Source organism: Streptomyces sp. NPDC049627 (assembly GCF_044465645.1).
In the GTDB taxonomy this organism is placed as follows: Bacteria; Actinomycetota; Actinomycetes; order Streptomycetales; family Streptomycetaceae; genus Streptomyces.
Window position 1 is genome coordinate 13758 of record NZ_JBITLW010000004.1, and the last position, 15251, is coordinate 29008.

General features: G+C 70.6%; 14 protein-coding genes. 11 read left to right on the top strand and 3 right to left on the bottom strand.

Annotated features, from left to right (window positions below; translation table 11 throughout):
- Positions 1 to 221 precede the first annotated feature (221 nt).
- The 8 genes from ACIBU0_RS12055 (at position 222) to ACIBU0_RS12090 (ending at position 10747) form a co-directional block, all read left to right on the top strand.
- Positions 222 to 1235 (top strand): hydroxyacid dehydrogenase, encoded by a 1014-nt coding sequence (locus tag ACIBU0_RS12055; protein WP_398815606.1) that lies wholly within the window; start codon positions 222 to 224, stop codon positions 1233 to 1235.
- A 681-nt stretch (positions 1236 to 1916) separates the two neighbouring features.
- Positions 1917 to 3005, top strand: coding sequence for a LacI family DNA-binding transcriptional regulator (locus ACIBU0_RS12060; protein ID WP_398815609.1), 1089 nt, complete (start codon positions 1917 to 1919; stop codon positions 3003 to 3005).
- Positions 3006 to 3410: 405 nt separating this feature from the next.
- Positions 3411 to 4754, top strand: coding sequence for an ABC transporter substrate-binding protein (locus ACIBU0_RS12065; protein WP_398815612.1), 1344 nt, complete (start codon positions 3411 to 3413; stop codon positions 4752 to 4754).
- 10 nt (positions 4755 to 4764) lie between these two features.
- Positions 4765 to 5649 carry a carbohydrate ABC transporter permease gene (locus ACIBU0_RS12070; RefSeq protein WP_398815615.1) on the top strand — a complete coding sequence of 295 codons (885 nt, stop codon included), beginning with the start codon at positions 4765 to 4767 and terminating at the stop codon, positions 5647 to 5649.
- On the top strand, positions 5649 to 6587 hold the full coding sequence (locus tag ACIBU0_RS12075; RefSeq protein WP_398815618.1) for a carbohydrate ABC transporter permease: 939 nt from the start codon (positions 5649 to 5651) through the stop codon (positions 6585 to 6587). The genes ACIBU0_RS12070 and ACIBU0_RS12075 overlap by 1 nt, the downstream gene beginning before the upstream one ends.
- Positions 6584 to 8203: a family 43 glycosylhydrolase gene (locus ACIBU0_RS12080; RefSeq protein ID WP_398815621.1), complete on the top strand. Its 1620-nt coding sequence runs from the start codon at positions 6584 to 6586 to the stop codon at positions 8201 to 8203. The genes ACIBU0_RS12075 and ACIBU0_RS12080 overlap by 4 nt, the downstream gene beginning before the upstream one ends.
- A gap of 159 nt (positions 8204 to 8362) precedes the next feature.
- Positions 8363 to 9418, top strand: coding sequence for a LacI family DNA-binding transcriptional regulator (locus ACIBU0_RS12085; RefSeq protein ID WP_398815624.1), 1056 nt, complete (start codon positions 8363 to 8365; stop codon positions 9416 to 9418).
- Positions 9419 to 9598: 180 nt separating this feature from the next.
- A complete protein-coding gene (locus ACIBU0_RS12090) occupies positions 9599 to 10747 on the top strand; it encodes a ferritin-like protein (RefSeq protein WP_398815627.1) in 1149 nt (382 codons plus the stop codon).
- Between the two features lie 62 nt (positions 10748 to 10809).
- Here the strand turns inward: ACIBU0_RS12090 and ACIBU0_RS12095 are convergent, their stop codons facing one another.
- The gene (locus ACIBU0_RS12095; protein ID WP_398815630.1) at positions 10810 to 11505 is read right to left on the bottom strand and encodes a 2-phosphosulfolactate phosphatase; all 696 of its coding nucleotides are present in this window, start codon (positions 11503 to 11505) and stop codon (positions 10810 to 10812) included.
- Positions 11506 to 11522: 17 nt separating this feature from the next.
- Positions 11523 to 12188: a ThuA domain-containing protein gene (locus tag ACIBU0_RS12100; protein ID WP_398815633.1), complete on the bottom strand. Its 666-nt coding sequence runs from the start codon at positions 12186 to 12188 to the stop codon at positions 11523 to 11525.
- Between the two features lie 177 nt (positions 12189 to 12365).
- On the opposite strand from ACIBU0_RS12100, the gene ACIBU0_RS12105 reads away from it, so the two are divergent.
- The 3 genes from ACIBU0_RS12105 to ACIBU0_RS12115 all read left to right on the top strand — a co-directional run bounded on the left by ACIBU0_RS12105 (position 12366) and on the right by ACIBU0_RS12115 (position 14584).
- Positions 12366 to 13391 (top strand): DUF5954 family protein, encoded by a 1026-nt coding sequence (locus ACIBU0_RS12105; RefSeq protein WP_398815636.1) that lies wholly within the window; start codon positions 12366 to 12368, stop codon positions 13389 to 13391.
- An 84-nt stretch (positions 13392 to 13475) separates the two neighbouring features.
- Positions 13476 to 14108 (top strand): VOC family protein, encoded by a 633-nt coding sequence (locus tag ACIBU0_RS12110; protein ID WP_398815639.1) that lies wholly within the window; start codon positions 13476 to 13478, stop codon positions 14106 to 14108.
- Positions 14109 to 14176: 68 nt separating this feature from the next.
- Positions 14177 to 14584 carry a VOC family protein gene (locus ACIBU0_RS12115; RefSeq protein ID WP_398815642.1) on the top strand — a complete coding sequence of 136 codons (408 nt, stop codon included), beginning with the start codon at positions 14177 to 14179 and terminating at the stop codon, positions 14582 to 14584.
- Here the strand turns inward: ACIBU0_RS12115 and ACIBU0_RS12120 are convergent.
- A complete protein-coding gene (locus ACIBU0_RS12120; protein ID WP_398816877.1) occupies positions 14561 to 15244 on the bottom strand; it encodes a DUF6597 domain-containing transcriptional factor in 684 nt (227 codons plus the stop codon). The two genes, ACIBU0_RS12115 and ACIBU0_RS12120, sit on opposite strands and share 24 nt — an antisense overlap.
- Positions 15245 to 15251: the final 7 nt, after the last annotated feature.

A 15251-nucleotide genomic window follows, 5' to 3' on the forward strand; every position in this document is an offset into this window, starting at 1 on the left:
GGCCCAACGGGGCCGCCGTGTCGCGACTCCATGCCGTCCACGCCAGTGTCCGCGCCGGTGTCCGCGCCGCCATAACTGCCGCGTACGCGGCGGAAACGACTCCACAGAGCCTGCATGCGCACAACCCGACCAACCGATTGACCGGCCGTTCGCCGCAGATCTACGGTAGAAGGCGCTTTCTGAAAATGTTTCTGCCTGCCCCCAAGCCCGTTAGGAGAGTCATGCCCAGCCCCCTGCCACCCAGGGCCGTGTTCGCCATGGATCCAGTGCACCTCCCCCTGCTCTTCCCGGCATCGCTCATGTCCCGGCTGAGGAAGACCGCCGACCTCGACCCCGAGCTCGTCGTGCAGGACTTCGCCGACCCGGCGTCCGCGGCCGCCCTGTCCGAGGCCGAGGTGCTGATCACCGGCTGGGGCTGCCCCCACCTCGACGCCGACGCCGTAGCCGCCGCGCCCGGGCTGCGCACCGTCCTGCACGCCGCCGGCTCGGTCCGCACGCTGGTCGGAGAGGCACTGTGGCAGCGGGGCGTCACCGTCTCCAGCGCGGTGACCGGCAACGCGCTGCCGGTCGCGGAGTACACGCTGGCCATGATCCTGCTCACCGGGAAGGACACCTTCACCCACCGGGAGCGCTTCCGCACGACACACGCCTATCCGACCCACGCCGAGACCGCGGCCACCGGCAACGTCGGCCGCCGGGTCGGCGTCATCGGGGCGTCGCGGGTCGGCCGACGACTGCTGGAACTGCTACGGCCGTTCGACTTCGACGTGCTACTGCACGACCCGTACGTCAGTGCCGCCGAGGCCGCCGAGCTGGGGGCCGAACTGCTGTCGCTGGACGATCTGCTGCGGCACAGCGACATCGTCAGCCTGCATGCGCCGGACATCCCCGAGACGTACCGCATGCTCGACGGTGACCGGCTCGCCCTCATCCGGGACGGGGGCGTGCTGATCAATACGTCGCGGGGTGCGCTGGTCGATCCCGGGGCGCTGACTGATGAGCTGGTGTCCGGGCGGCTGCACGCGGTCCTTGACGTGACCGAGCCGGAGCCGCTGCCTGCCGGGTCGCCTCTGTATCACCTGCCCAACGTGTTTCTCACGCCGCATATCGCCGGGTCGCTGGGGAACGAGCTGGAGCGGCTCGGGCGGATCGTCGTGGAGGAGCTGGAGCGGCTGGTCGCGGGGGTGCCGTTGGTTCATGAGGTACGGCGGGCCGATCTGGCTCGGGTTGCGTGAACGGGATGTGGCTGCGGGGGCTTGGGGCTGGGGTGCCGAATGTCTGGCTCGGTCGCCTGCGGGGCGCCACATGCCGGTGTCGAGAGACCGATCGTGCTCAGCCCTTCGGGCCTCCGCGCGTTCGGTCTCTCGACACCGGCGCGCCCCTTCGGCTCCCTCGCGGCCGGTGTCGTCGGCCCGGTGCAGGTTGGTGGGCACTCGCCCGGCGTCCTATGAAGACGGTGCGGCCGGACGGGACCCGCCCGACGTCCCATGGAGACAGTGCCGCTGGGTGGCACCCGCCCGACGTCCCATGGAGACAATGCGGCCGGACGGGCACCCGCCCGACGTCCCATGAAGACAATGCGGCCGGACGGGCACCCGCCCGACGTCCCATGGAGACAATGCGGCCGGACGGGTACCCGCCCGGCGTCCTATGAAGACGGTGCGGCCGGACGGGACCCGCCCGGCGTCGTACGGGCACAGTGCACGGGGCGGGCACCGCCCCGCATCCCGCGGGCCCAGTACACGGGCGTGCGCACCGCCCCGAATCCCGCGGGCACCGTGGGCCGGGATGGGCATGGGATACGGTTTCCGTATCAGTGGGGGCGTGTTTTCCGGCCGTATGACTCGGCACCGGTCCCCCGGGCCAGGTGGCCGCTCCTCCGGTGAGGCAGGCGCGACGGTGAAGGAGCCGCAAGGGTGAGTCAGCGCAAGGCGTCCGGCGATGCCGGCCGGGCCACCATCCGGGATGTCGCGGAGCGCGCGGGCGTCTCCGTCGCCAGCGTGTCCCGTGTGCTGTCCGGCAACTACCCGGTGTCGGAGGACCTGCGCCGCAAGGTGATGAAGGTCGTCCGGGACCTGGACTACGTCACCAACGCCCACGCCCGCTCCCTGGCCGGCGGCGGTACGCCGACGGTCGCCATCCTCATCAACAACATCACCGGCGCCGCGTTCGCCCACGTGGCGAAGGGCGTCGAGGGTGCCGCCACGCTGCGCGGCTGGCTGTCGCTGGTGGGGACCACCGGTGACGATCCCGAGCGGGAGCTCGCCCTGGTCAACCTCATGCGGCAACAGGGTGTCGCCGCCGTGGTGCTGCTCGGCGGGGCGTACGACTACGACGAGTACCAGCTGCGCATGGCCCGGTTCGCCCGGTCGCTGGACGCGGCCGGATCCCATCTCGTGCTGGTCGGCAGGCCTCCGCTGGAGGGGGACGTGCCCGCGACGACGGTCGACTACGACAACGAGGGCGGCGCCCATGCCATGGCCAGCCATCTGCTGTCCGCCGGGCACCGCAGGGTGCTCGTGCTGCCGGGGCATGCCGAACTGACCACCGCGCAAGGGCGGTTGGCGGGAGCCCGGCGGGCCTTCGAGGCCTACGGGGTGCCGTTCGACCCGGGCATGGTGCGGCACGGGCCGTACGACTACGAGCACGGGTACGAGGCCGTCGAGGAAGTCCTGCGCGAAGGGCTCGACTTCACGGCCGTGCTCGCGGGGACGGACGTGGTCGCCGCCGGCGCCATGCAGGCGTTGCGCGCGGCGGGCCTGCGGGTGCCGGAGGACGTGTCCATCGTGGGGTACGACGACATCCCGCTCGCCTCCCAGCTCACACCCCAACTCACCACCGTGCATGTGCCGTACGAGGAGATGGGCCGGGTCGCGCTGCGCGCGGTCGCCGACCGGCGCGAGGGCAACGGAAGTCGCCGTAAGGGCAGCGACGGCGAGCATGTGGTGCTGGGCACCCATGTCGTCGTACGCAACTCCGTCCAGCCGCCTGCCCAGCGCACCTAGCACGCACAGGGCTTCGGTCTCGCTGCGGCGTCGGTCTCGCTGCGCGTGTTTTCGTAATCGGTTTCCGCGTCATTCGCCCGCCTGCGCGGGCCCCCTCAGGAAGTGCGCCTGGGGCTCCTCAATGTCAGCGAAAGCGCCTGTGACCTGCGACTTTCTGCCGCAGGTCGAGTGCGGCCGACGCCCGGCCGCCGACCACCCGACAGACACGCCGGCGTAACAAATTTCCGCGCACCTCTTGCTATGAGCCAAACCCTCGGCCTACCTTCCCTGCAACCGCTTACTACAGCTTCCGCTTGGCCGACCCCCCGCAACGCGAGCCGATGGTTTCCGGCCGCCGTTCCTGGCCCGCGCCACCGAGCCGCCGCTGTTCTCATGAACGCTCTCATTCCGAAGGATCACGGTCAGATGAACTTCACCAGCCCCCGGAGAAGGTTCGCCTCCGCCGCCGTCGCGGGAATCGCTCTGACAGGTCTGCTCACCGCCTGCGGCGGAAACGACTCCCAGGACTCGGGGTCGGGGTCCAACGGCTCCGGCCCGGTCACCCTCGACTTCTGGGGCTGGGCCAACGGGCAGGAGGCCGTCGTCAAGGCGTTCAACGCCTCGCACCAGGACGTCCGGCTCAAGTACACGAAGGTCACCGATCAGCTGACCATGCAGAAGCAGCTGACCAACGCCGTCAAGGCGGGCAACGCGCCCTGTCTGCTGCAGAACACCGGTGAATACGTGACCAGTTGGGTCTCGCAGGGTGCGCTCGCCGACATCACGCAGTACGTCGAGGGCGAGAAGGACGAGTTCAACGCCGGGTCGTGGGCCACCGGGCAGGTCCAGGGGAAGGTGTACGGCGTGCCGACCGCCTCGGCGCCCGCCTTCACCATCTACCGCACCGACATCTTCCAGAAGTACGGCCTGAAGCCGCCTGCCACCTGGGACGACTTCATCGCCGCCGGCAAGGAGCTGAAGAAGCACGACATCAAGATCACCAACTACGCCGGTGAGGACCCGAGCACCCTGGAGGTGCTGGCCATGCAGGCCGGGGCGCACTGGTACAGCATCGACGGCGACTCCTGGAAGGTGAACTTCCAGGACGCGGGCACCCTCAAGGCCGCGAAGGTGATCCAGGAGATCATCGACAATGATCTGAACTCGAAGCTGTCGTTCGCGGACTACGCCGCTGTGCAGCGCAACTACGACAACGGCGGCACCGCGACCCGGCAGATCTCCACCTGGCAGATGTCCGGCATGGTGCAGAACTTCACCAAGTCCTTCGGCGACTGGGCGCTGTCACCGTGGCCGGCCTTCGAGGGCGAGGCGGCCAAGACGCCGGCCGGGACCAATCAGAGCGGCAATCTGACGCTGGTCAGCGAGCAGTGCAAGAACAAGGAGCAGGCCGCCCGGGCGGCGCTGTGGATGTCCACCGACCCGGAACCGGTCAAGATCATGGCGAGCCCGGAGACCGGCAGCGGTGTGATGCCGGCGCTGGCCGACAGCGACTCGTACGTCTCCGAGGCGGTCTCCGAGAAGCTGCTCGGCAAGAACTACGAACCGGCGAAGAAGATCGTGACGGACAGCCTGGGCACCGTCACCACCGACTGGACCTTCGGGCCGAACTGGACCGCGATGTTCACGGAGATGCAGGACCAGTGGGCCCAGGTCGTCAGCAAGAAACAGAAGGTCACCGACCTCCTGGCGCACATGCAGGAGTGGACGGTGGGCGACCTGAAGCAGCGCGGCATCAACGTCAAGGGCTGAGGCAGAGTCGATGATTCGCTCCCAGCGCTGGAAGGGTGCCGTCTTCACGGTGCCCTTCCAGCTCGGCTTCGTCTTCCTGTATCTGCTCCCGATCGGCTACGCCGTCTACCAGTCGCTGTTTCTGCGGAAGCAGTCCGGGCTGGGGCTGAGTGGCGCGACCACGGAGTTCGTGGGTCTGGAGAACTATCAGAACGGGCTCACCGACTCGGCGTTCATGACGTCGATCCTGCGGGTCGTTCTCTTCGCCTGTGTGCAGATTCCGTTCATGCTGCTCGTCAGCCTGGTGCTGGCGCTGTTCCTGGACGCGGTCAGCGCCAGGGTGGCCGGGCGGTTCCGGATCCTGCTGCTGGTGCCGTACATGATTCCCGGCGTGGTCGCGGCCATCGTGTGGATCAACCTGTACAGCCCCGAGGTGGGTCCGCTGACGCCGATCGGTGAACTCTTCGGGTTCGACTGGAACTTCTTCGCGCCGTCCATGGTGTGGCCGGCCATCGGCAATCTGCTGACCTGGCACGGCATCGGCTACAACATGGTGATCATCTACGCGGCTCTGCAGGGCGTGCCCCGCGAGCTGTTCGAGGCCGCACGCCTTGACGGTGCGTCCGAGATGAGGATCGCGCTGAGCATCAAGATCCCGTTCGTGCGCGGGGCGCTCGTCCTGACCGCGCTGCTGTCGATCATCCAGATGCTGCAGATCTTCAATGAGCCCGCGCTCTTCCGGAACGTGACCCCGCAGACCGTCAGCGACAGCTTCACCCCGATCATGATCATCTACAACCAGGCGTTCAACGCCGGCAACTACCACTACGCCGCGGCCCTCTCGGTGCTGCTCGCCCTGATCCTCGGTGTGGCGTCCTTCCTCTTCTACCGGCTGACCTCGAGGGAGGCGGACTGATGGCGCTGACGGAAAACGTCAAGGAGAACGGCGCGGAAACGGCCGCCGTGCCGCCGCGCGGACGCACCGTGCGACGGCTCGCCGGCCCGGACCCCGCCTCCCGTTCGCGCGGCGGCCAGCGTTTCCTCCTGCTCGGTCTGGTCCTGGCCAGCGCCTACAGCCTCTTCCCCGTGTACTGGCTGATGATCGCGGCGACCAAGGACCGCGTGGGCCTGTATCAGAGCAACGGGCTGTGGTTCTCCGGCTGGCACCTGTGGGACAACCTGCAGCAGGTCTTCACCTACGAGGACGGCATCTTCCTGCGCTGGACCGCCAACTCGTTCCTGTACGCCGGTGTCGGCTCCCTCGGCGGCACGCTCATCGCGCTCGCCACCGGCTACGGACTCGCCCGCTTCGACTTCCCCGGGCGGGGCGCGGTGTTCGCGTGCGTGGTCGGCTCCTTCCTGATCCCGATCGCGCTGCTCACCCTGCCGCTGTACCTGCTCTTCTCGGCGATCGGCATGGTCGACACCCCCTGGGCGATGCTCATCCCCTGCCTGATCAACCCGTTCAGTGTCTACCTCGCCAAGGTCTACACCGAGGCCACGATCCCCTTCGAGCTGCTGGAGGCGGCCCGTATCGACGGCGCCGGTGAGGTGCGGATCTTCTTCAGCATCGTGCTGCGGATGATGACGACGGGCGGTGCGACCGTGTTCCTGCTGGCCTTCGTCAACACCTGGAACGCGTTCTTCCTGCCCCTCACCGTCCTGCGCGGCGAGGAGAACTGGACCCTCAACCTGGGTCTGTACAACTGGTCCGGCAAGCGCCTGGAATCGGGGATCGATGTCACCAGCCTCGTGCTGACCGGCGCCCTGCTGTCGATCATCCCGATGGCGATCATGATGGTGGCGATGCGGCGTTACTGGCGGACCGGTGTGACGCTGGGGGCCCTCAAGTGACCCGGCTGCACAACCCGGTGATCCGCGGCTTCGCCCCGGATCCCTCCCTGGTCCGGGCCGGCGAGTGGTACTACGTGGCGACCAGCTCTTTCGAGTGGTACCCGACGATCCCGGTCCACCGCTCCCGCGATCTGGCGCACTGGGAGTACGCGGGCCACGTCCGGGGCGCGGTCCCCGGTGACTCGCTGGCCGGTGTCCCCGACTCGGGCGGCATCTGGGCTCCGTCGCTGAGCTGGGACGGTGAGCGGTTCTGGGTGGTGTACTCGGTGGTGCGCTCGGTGGGCACGCCGTACTTCGACGCGGACACATACGTCAGTACGGCCACGACGATCGACGGCACCTGGACGGCGCCGCGCCGCCTCCCCAGCCACGGGTTCGACCCCGCGCTCTTCCACGACGAGGGGCGGCTGTGGCTCCTCAACCTCCAGAACGACCACCGCCCCGGCGGCCGCCGTTTCGCCGGGATCGTGCTGACCGAGCTCGATCGGGAGACACTGGCCCCGGCCGGCGGCACCCACCTGCTGCTCCAGCACGAACGGCTCGTCGAGGGGCCGAAGTTGGTGCGCCGGGACGGCTGGTACCACCTGCTGCTGGCGGAAGGCGGCACGGGTTTCGAGCACGGGGTGCGCATGGCGCGCAGCCGGAGCATCACCGGCCCGTACGAACTCGACGACCTGCCCCTGCTGACGTCGCGCGACGATCCGTCGCTGCCGTTGCAGAAGGCCGGTCACGGTGAGCTGGTCCGCACGCCGGCCGGCGAGTGGGTGTTGAGCCATCTCACCGCCCGTCCGTTGCACACGCCGGACGGCCCGCGCTGCACGCTCGGGCGGGAGACGGCGATCCAGGCGGTGAGGTGGGACGCGGAGGGTCGTCCGAGGTTGCGGCACGGGGGTTCGCATCCTGCGGTCGAGGTCGACGTACCGACTGCGGTCGAGGTCGACGTACCGACGCGTCCCACCGATCCGGAGACCCGCCTCGCCGACGAGGCGGAGCCATGGGGCTGGCCCTGGAGCAGCCTGCGCGGATACGCCGACCCTAGCTGGGCCGACACCACCGCCCGCCCCGGCTGGATCCGGCTGCGCGGGCGGCACGGTCCCGAGTCCCGCTGGGCGCACAGTCTGCTCGCCCAGCGCATCACCGAGCACCGTGCGGAGGCCGAGGTCACCGTGGCGGCGCGGCCGCGCACGTTCACGCAGGCCGCCGGTCTGGTGCTCTGGTACGGCACAGAGGCGTATCTGAGCCTCGACCTCACCTGGGCGGAGCCCGAGGGCGAGGAGCAGCACGGGCAGCAGTGGCGAGGGGGCGGCCGTACGGTGCTCAGCCTCGTGGAGCGGGAGGAGTCCGGCACCCGGCAGGCGGCCGTCGTCGACGTCGACGCGGAAGGGCCGCTGACGCTCGGCGTGACGATCGACGCCGGCGAGGCGCGGTTCTGGTACGTCCTCGGGGGCGTCCGGGTGCCCGTCGGGCCGCCGCTGGACTTCACCAAGCTCTCCGACGACTACGGCTCCAGGTTGCGCTTCACCGGGTCGATGGCGGGCATCCATGCCGTGGACCTCGTCGACTCGGCGTTCACGGCCGACTTCACGGGATTCCGCCTGACCTGCCGACGGCCCTGAGCCTGTTCGAGGTTTCGAAAGGCGAAGCCCGTGCGGACCGTGCGAACGCCGTCCTCTTCCGGACTCCTTGCGGTGAACCTAGGGTAGGAAGCGCTTACTGTTTCCGCGCTGGTCGAAAACTTTTCATGGCCCTCGGGCGGGCCGGAGAGGTGGTTCCCGATGGTCCGTACGGGCAGTGCGAGCGTGGCGGCCGGGCCGACCCTGGCGGTCGTGGCCCGCGAGGCCGGGGTGTCCGTGCCGACCGCGTCGAAGGTGGTCAACGGCCGTGAGGACGTGGCCCCCGAGACCCGCCGCCGGGTCACCGAGGCGCTGGACCGGCTCGGCTACGTCCGCAGACCCCGCTTCGACGCGGCGAAGACGCCGGGCCTGGTCGACCTCGTCGTGCACTCGCTGGACACCTCCTGGTCGGGCGCGGTGCTGCACGGGGTGGAGGCGGCGGCCCACGACGCGGGGCTGGAGGTCGTGGTCTCCGCCGGCCTGACCCGCACCCGGGGCGGCCGCCCGGAGCGGGGGTGGCTGGACAAGCTCACCGCGCGCGGCTCGTCCGGAGTGCTGTTCAATCTGGCCGAACTGACGGCGTCGCAGTACGCGTGGCTGGAGCAGCACCGCATCCCGTTCGTGATGATCGACCCGGTGCTGGAGCCTCCGCCGGGTGTGGTGTCGGTGGGGGCGGCGAACTGGCACGGCGGGGTGACGGCGACCGAGCACCTCCTGGCGCTCGGCCACGAACGCGTCGCCGTCGTCGCCGGTCACCAGCGCAAGATGTGCAGCAACGCCCGGGTGGCGGGCTACCGCTCCGCGCTCGCCTCGGCCGGGATACGGCACCGGCCCGAGTACGTCCGTCACGCGGGCTTCGACGAGAGTGTCGCCCACCGCCGCATGCTGGACCTTCTCGACCTGCCCGAACCGCCGACGGCCGTCTTCGTCTGCTCGGACCGGATGACCCTCGGGGTCTACCAGGCGCTGGCGGAGCGGGGGTTGAGTGTGCCGGACGACATGAGCGTCGTCGGCTTCGACGACCTGCCGGAGGCCCGCTGGATCAGCCCGGCCCTCACCACGGTCCGCCAGCCGCTGTCGGAGATGGCCGCGACGGCGCTGCGTCTGCTGGTGCGGATGATGGACGGGGACCGGCCGGAGAGCACGCGGACGGAGCTGTCGACGCGGCTGGTGGAGCGGTCGAGCACGGCCGGTCCGCGCGACCGGTCGCCCTGCTGAGTCTCCCTGGCCGCGTGTGCGTCCCGTCGTTCGACCGAGAGGGTGGTCGACGCGACGTTCGTCCCGTATGCCCTGGTAGTGACACTTTCGCCTGCTAGCTTCCCGATCTGTCAGGGGGGTCCGGGGGTACCGAGCCGAGACACCGGGTCTGGGCTGTGACGTGAGGCGAGGGTGACGGGTATGAGCGAAGAGCCGGACAGGCCGGTGGTGGCTCCGTTCAGGCGCAGGGCGTTCCTGGCGTCGGCTGCTGTGGCGGCGGGAGCTCAGGCGGCGATCGCCGGTGACGCGCAGGCTGCCGCGGTGCCGGCGGAGGGGCCGCCGGCCGCGCCCCGGCTCGGGGCCGTGGCCCGTCTGCTGGCCGTTCCCGAGCAGGATCGCGGAGTCCAGTGGATCAGGTCGGCCCTTCAGATCGCCGTGGGGCTCGAACTCGCCACCATCCCGCCGTACTTGTGCGGCTGGTGGTCAGTCAAGGACCGTCGCAGCGAGGTCGCGCGGATGATCCGGCGGATCGTCGGCGACGAGATGTACCACCTGAGCATCGTCTGCAACCTGCTCACGGCCGTGGGCGGACGGCCGCAGATCAAGGCGGCCGCGCCCGCCTTCCCGGGCCCGCTGCCCGGCGGTGTGCGGGCCGGGGTGACCGTCTATCTGGCGGGCCTGACCAAGCCCTTCGTGCGCGACGTGATGATGGCGATCGAGGCCCCGGAGGAGCCGCTGACCCGGAACGCGCAGGCCTCGCCCACCGTCGGCGAGTTCTACTCCGGGGTGTTGCAGGCGTTCCGGATGCAGGAGCCGGAACTGATGGTGCGGGGACAGTTGTCCGAGTACGTCGGTGGCGACGACCTGCGGCCGGTCGAGACCCTCGACGACGTCGAGCGGGCCATCGAGATCATCAAGGAGCAGGGCGAGGGCACCGACAGCTCCCCGGCCGATCCCTTCGAGGACGACCACCCGGCGCACTACTACGCCTTCGGCGAGATCTATCACGGCCGGGAACTGCGCGAGACCGACGACGGCTGGAGGTACGTCGGCGCCCCCGTGCCCTTCCCCGACGTGCGCCCGATGGCCCCGGTCCCGGCCGGCGGCTGGCCCAACCCGCCGGTGGCCGTGCAGCGGCTCCTGTACCGCTTCGACGCCACCTACAGCACCGTGCTGGACCGCCTCGACGACGCCTGGGCCGGCGGCGGCCACCGCACCCTGAACACGGCCGTCCACGCCATGCGCGCACTGGAACACCCCGCCGTGGAACTGATGGAGACCCCGATCGCCTACGCCCCGCACACCACTTACGGCCCGCAGTTCCGCACGCTCCGCAGGCCGCGCCACTGAACGTGGCCGGGTGAGGCCGACCATACGGGGCGAACCCCGGCGCGGGAGGAACGCGCCGGGGTTCACCACGTCCGCGGCACAGCCACCGGACGCAGCACCATGCCCGGGTCCTCCCAGGCCGCCGTCATGGCGAACGGAAACCTGTCGGCCTCGAGGCACAGCTCCACGTCTTGCGGATGGATCCCGCGATAGCCACGCCGCACCCCCTCGGCGAGGTCCTCGGCGGCGGCGGAGTTCCTCGCACGGCCGAGGAACGGGGCAGCGTCCACGGCCGGTGCGGTGACCTTCGCGGCGATGTACTGAGCGCACGCCATGTCCTCTTCGGCCCGTCCGTCGCGCCCGGTGATGACGAACGTCACCTCGTCCGGCTGCCGCTGCCGCAGAAAGCTCGCGGTCGATTCCGCCACGACGAAGCTCGCGCAGAGCAGCACCTGCGCGTCGGCGACCGCGAGTGCCCCCACGGTGCCGGCGGTGGTCTTCTGCACCACTGTGCGGCCCTGTACGTCGAGGGATCCGAGCATGGCCGGGGAGTTCGCGAGATCGAACCCCGGCACGGGCGGGCCGTCCTGGAACGCCAGCCAGCCCGGATGGCCTGCCTTCAGGTCCAGCGCCTGGGCCAGTGAATCGACGAAGACGATCTTCTCGGCCCCGCCGGCGAACGCCCAGGCCGCCACGGTGAAGGCGCGCATCACGTCGATCACCACCGCGACGGCAGGGACCTCGGTGAGCTCTGCGGTGCCGGCGAAGATCGGACGCATGTCCCCATCGTGCCGTCTCAGGGCGCGACCGCGCTCCGGCCCCGTTTCGCCGACCAGGTGATCCCGCCGAGCAGGTGCGCGCGGAAGTCCGGGTCGTCGTACGCCTCGGCGGCATGGCCGAGAGCCGTGTAGAAGACGCGTCCCGAGCCCTGCTCGCGGCACCACACCAGCGGGTGATCAGCGCCCATGCCGCCTCCGTCGTACGACGACTCGTCGGCGCGGGCCAACACCCGTACCGCACCACGCGGGTTGGTCCGGAAGTCGTACCACTCGTCGGCGAAGTCCCATACGGCGGGAAGGTGCCGGGTGGCGGGGTGGTCACGGTCCTCGACGACCGCCTTGCCGGGCTGGTACTCGGGGTGCCGGTCGAACCGCGCGCCCAACAGCTCGCCGTAGTACGGCCAGTCGTACTCGGTGCAGGCCGCCGCGTGCACGCCCACGAAGCCGCCGCCCGACTCGACGTACGCGGCGAGCCGCTCGCGCCCGGCGGCGGTGAGCACCTCGCCGCTGGTGGAGAGGAACACGACGGCCGCGTAGCCGTCGAGGGGATCCTCGAAGGCCGCGGGGTCCTCGGTGTGGTCCACCTCGAAGTCGCCGAGCGTGCGGACGGCTTCGACGCCGGCCGGGATGGATGCGTGCCGGTAGGCGGTGGTGCGGGTGCAGACGAGGAGCCGGGCGGACATGGGGTCGAGCCTAGGCGAGCCGGAGCCGGGGTCCTACGGCTGCCGGTGATCCGAAAATTTCGGCCGCCGGGTGGGCGACCCTTGCCGCTCGGGCCCGTCCCTGCGATGGTCCAACATCCCGGGCTGTTGGGTCGGTTCACCCCCGTGCGCACCCCGAACCGCCGCGACAATGCGCGCATGACCCATGACTGGCAGCAACAGATCCGCGCGCTCCACGCCGAGTTGATGCGGCGCGACGACCCCGCTGCCCTGGTGCGAGAGGCCGACGCGGTGGACGCGTCTCTGCGCTATCCCGGGTTCGCGCTGCGGGGGCCGGTGTTCGGGGTCGCCGTGCAGGATCCGGCGGTGGGGCCCGAGTGGCGGGTGCTCAAGCCGGTCGTGAACGGGATGCCGCAGATGTGCCGGGACTCGTTGAACACCTGTCTGTGGTTCCGCGCGAAGGACGACACCGACGATCCGGCCGTGCGCCGTGAACTGCTCGCCGCCGTGGACGTGCTGGACGGCAAGGCGGTGAACGAGGTCGAGGCCTGCGGGATGCGGTACCGGATCGTGCGCGGGGACGAGTTCACGCGCTGCGACGGCAACGACCGGCTGGAGCCGCCCCGGCCCACCGACCCGGAGCCCGCCGAACGCACCTGGGAGCTGCGCGCCGACCACACCCCCTCCCCCGACCTGGACCTGGTCCTCGACCCGGACCCCACGGGCGACGGGCCCATGGCGGGCGCCATGCGGGCGGGGCTGCGCGGCTTCGCGTACCACGGCGTGCGCTTCCCCGCCGACGTACGCCGTGACTCGGAGCGGGCGGTCCGCTCACACCCGCGGGTCGTGCTGCTGCCCACCTGTTTCGGCGTGGTCGAGCGCGAGCGAACCGGTTGGCAGCCGGCCCTCGCGCTCCAGGCCACTGCGCACGACGCCCGCCGCGTGCTCCATGACGCGATGGTCGAGATGTGGCCCATGCTGTACCGGTTCGACGACGGGAAGAGGGCCGTGTACGAGAAGGCGGCCGAGGAGTTCCGGGCGCTGGAGCGCGCCGACGAGGCCCGTGTGGCAGGGCGGACGTTCCGGATCTGCCGCGTCGAACGCATGGTCCGCATGGGCCCCGACGGCCCGGAGCCCCCGCGCCCCTCGGACGTCGACGAATACGGCCCCATGAAGATCCACCCGACGCTGCTGGAGGACGGAACCGTCGTCTTCGACGAGTGATCGCGGATCCATAACGGACCGTCATATCCCTTTTGACGCACAGGTGTTCCATAATCCGGGCCGCTCTGCATAGCCTCGGCAGCGATGAACGCCATCCCCCCGCTTCTCGACCATCTCGTCCTCGCTGCCCCCGACCTGACCGCCACGGTCGCCGACTTCGCCCGGCGCACCGGCGTGACCCCCGCCCCGGGCGGGGTGCATGTCGGGCTCGGCACCCGCAACTACCTGGTGTCACTGGGCGGCACAAGCTATCTGGAGATCATCGGCCCGGATCCGGAGCAGACCGCGCCCGGGCAGCCCCGCCCCTTCGACGTCGACGGGCTGACCTCCCCGCGCACGGTCACCTGGGCCATCAGCCCGCCCGACCTGGACGCCGCCATCGCGGCCGCCCGGGCCCAGGGCTACGATCCCGGGCCCGCGCAGGCCATGAGCCGCCGCAGACCCGACGGCACCCTGCTTCAGTGGCGGCTGACCGACGGCGACGACGCCCATCCCTCCGGCCTCGTCCCCTTCCTCATCGACTGGGGCACCTCGGTCCACCCCACCGCGTCGGGCCTGCCCACCACCCCCCTGCTGTCCCTCTCGGCGACCGCCCCCGAGCCGGAGGAGATCCGGCCCCTGCTGTCGGCCCTCGGCACCGACCTCGCCCTCACGACGGGACCGGTGGGGATGTCCTTCACGGTGGACACGCCGCGTGGTCCGGTGACCTTCCGCTAGGGCTCGATGCCTTCCGGGTGTCCGATTCCTTCAAGACCGGCCGCTCCCCGGCTGCCTACGGTGGCCGCATGACTCCACGATTCGACGCCATCGGCCTCGTCGTCTCCGACATGGCCGCCGCTGTCGCCTTCTACCGCCGCCTCGGCTTCGCCTTCCCCGAGGGCGCCGAGAACGAGCCGCACACCGAGGCTCCTCTGCCGGGCGGACTGCGGCTGATGCTCGACACCGAGGACACCGTGCGGTCCTTCCTCCCGCAGTGGCAGCCGCCCACGGGCAGCGGCCGGCACGCACTGGCGCTGCGCTGCGCCGACCCGTCCGAGGTCGACGCCGTGTACGAGGAGCTGGTGAGCGCCGGCCACCACGGCGAGCTCAAGCCGTGGGACGCCTTCTGGGGCCAGCGGTACGCCACCGTGCACGACCCGGACGGAAACGGCGTGGACCTCTTCGCGCCGCTAGCCGCCCCGCCGGCCGAGTAGCTCACCGAGCGGCAGGCCCGCCAACTCCTTGACGTCCCGGGCGAGATGAGCCTGGTCGGCGAACCCGGTGCGGGCCGCCGCCTCGGCGAAGGGAACTCCGCGCCGCGCCAGGGCGAGCGCGCGCTGCAGCCGCAGGATCCGGGCCAGCGTCTTGGGACCGTAGCCGAAGGCGGCGAGCGACCTGCGGTGCAGCTGGCGTGCGCCGAGCCCGAGCTCATCGGCGGTCGCGGCGACCGGGCGGCCGGCGTGGAGGGCCTCGACCAGCCCGGTCAGCAGGGGGTCCGGCGGGGCCGCGCGTTCCAGTACGACGTCTTCGAGCGCCGTCGCCGGGTCGGCTGCCGTTGCGAGACGGCCCTGCAGTCGCCGTACGTCCGCGGCGGGCCACAGCTCGGTCAGCTCCACACGCCGGTCGCGCAGTTCGTACGCCGGCACACCGAGGAACGCGGGCGCGGCGCCCGGGTGGAAACGCAGCCCCACCCAGGTACTCGGCTCGCTGTCGATGACGTACGCGCGCGTGTCGGGCCCGGCGACCAGCAGCCGTCCCTCGTTCCAGAGCAGGTCCATGCATCCGTCGGGCAGGACCCGTCCGGAGCCGGCCCCGGACAGGGTGTTCGTCCAGACGACGGCACCGGTGAGCCGGGACGGCCGCTCCGCGTACATGTAAGCC

Bases quoted from the DNA above. Each gene is read 5' to 3' on its own strand.
- ACIBU0_RS12115 (WP_398815642.1), top strand. From the start codon at position 14,177: ATGACTCCACGATTCGACGCCATCGGCCTCGTCGTCTCCGACATGGCC.
- ACIBU0_RS12055 (WP_398815606.1), top strand. From the start codon at position 222: ATGCCCAGCCCCCTGCCACCCAGGGCCGTGTTCGCCATGGATCCAGTG.
- ACIBU0_RS12090 (WP_398815627.1), top strand. From the start codon at position 9,599: ATGAGCGAAGAGCCGGACAGGCCGGTGGTGGCTCCGTTCAGGCGCAGG.
- ACIBU0_RS12100 (WP_398815633.1), bottom strand. From the start codon at position 12,188: ATGTCCGCCCGGCTCCTCGTCTGCACCCGCACCACCGCCTACCGGCAC.
- ACIBU0_RS12065 (WP_398815612.1), top strand. From the start codon at position 3,411: ATGAACTTCACCAGCCCCCGGAGAAGGTTCGCCTCCGCCGCCGTCGCG.
- ACIBU0_RS12085 (WP_398815624.1), top strand. From the start codon at position 8,363: ATGGTCCGTACGGGCAGTGCGAGCGTGGCGGCCGGGCCGACCCTGGCG.
- ACIBU0_RS12070 (WP_398815615.1), top strand. From the start codon at position 4,765: ATGATTCGCTCCCAGCGCTGGAAGGGTGCCGTCTTCACGGTGCCCTTC.
- ACIBU0_RS12120 (WP_398816877.1), bottom strand. From the start codon at position 15,244: ATGTACGCGGAGCGGCCGTCCCGGCTCACCGGTGCCGTCGTCTGGACG.
- ACIBU0_RS12095 (WP_398815630.1), bottom strand. From the start codon at position 11,505: ATGCGTCCGATCTTCGCCGGCACCGCAGAGCTCACCGAGGTCCCTGCC.
- ACIBU0_RS12110 (WP_398815639.1), top strand. From the start codon at position 13,476: ATGAACGCCATCCCCCCGCTTCTCGACCATCTCGTCCTCGCTGCCCCC.
- ACIBU0_RS12075 (WP_398815618.1), top strand. From the start codon at position 5,649: ATGGCGCTGACGGAAAACGTCAAGGAGAACGGCGCGGAAACGGCCGCC.
- ACIBU0_RS12105 (WP_398815636.1), top strand. From the start codon at position 12,366: ATGACCCATGACTGGCAGCAACAGATCCGCGCGCTCCACGCCGAGTTG.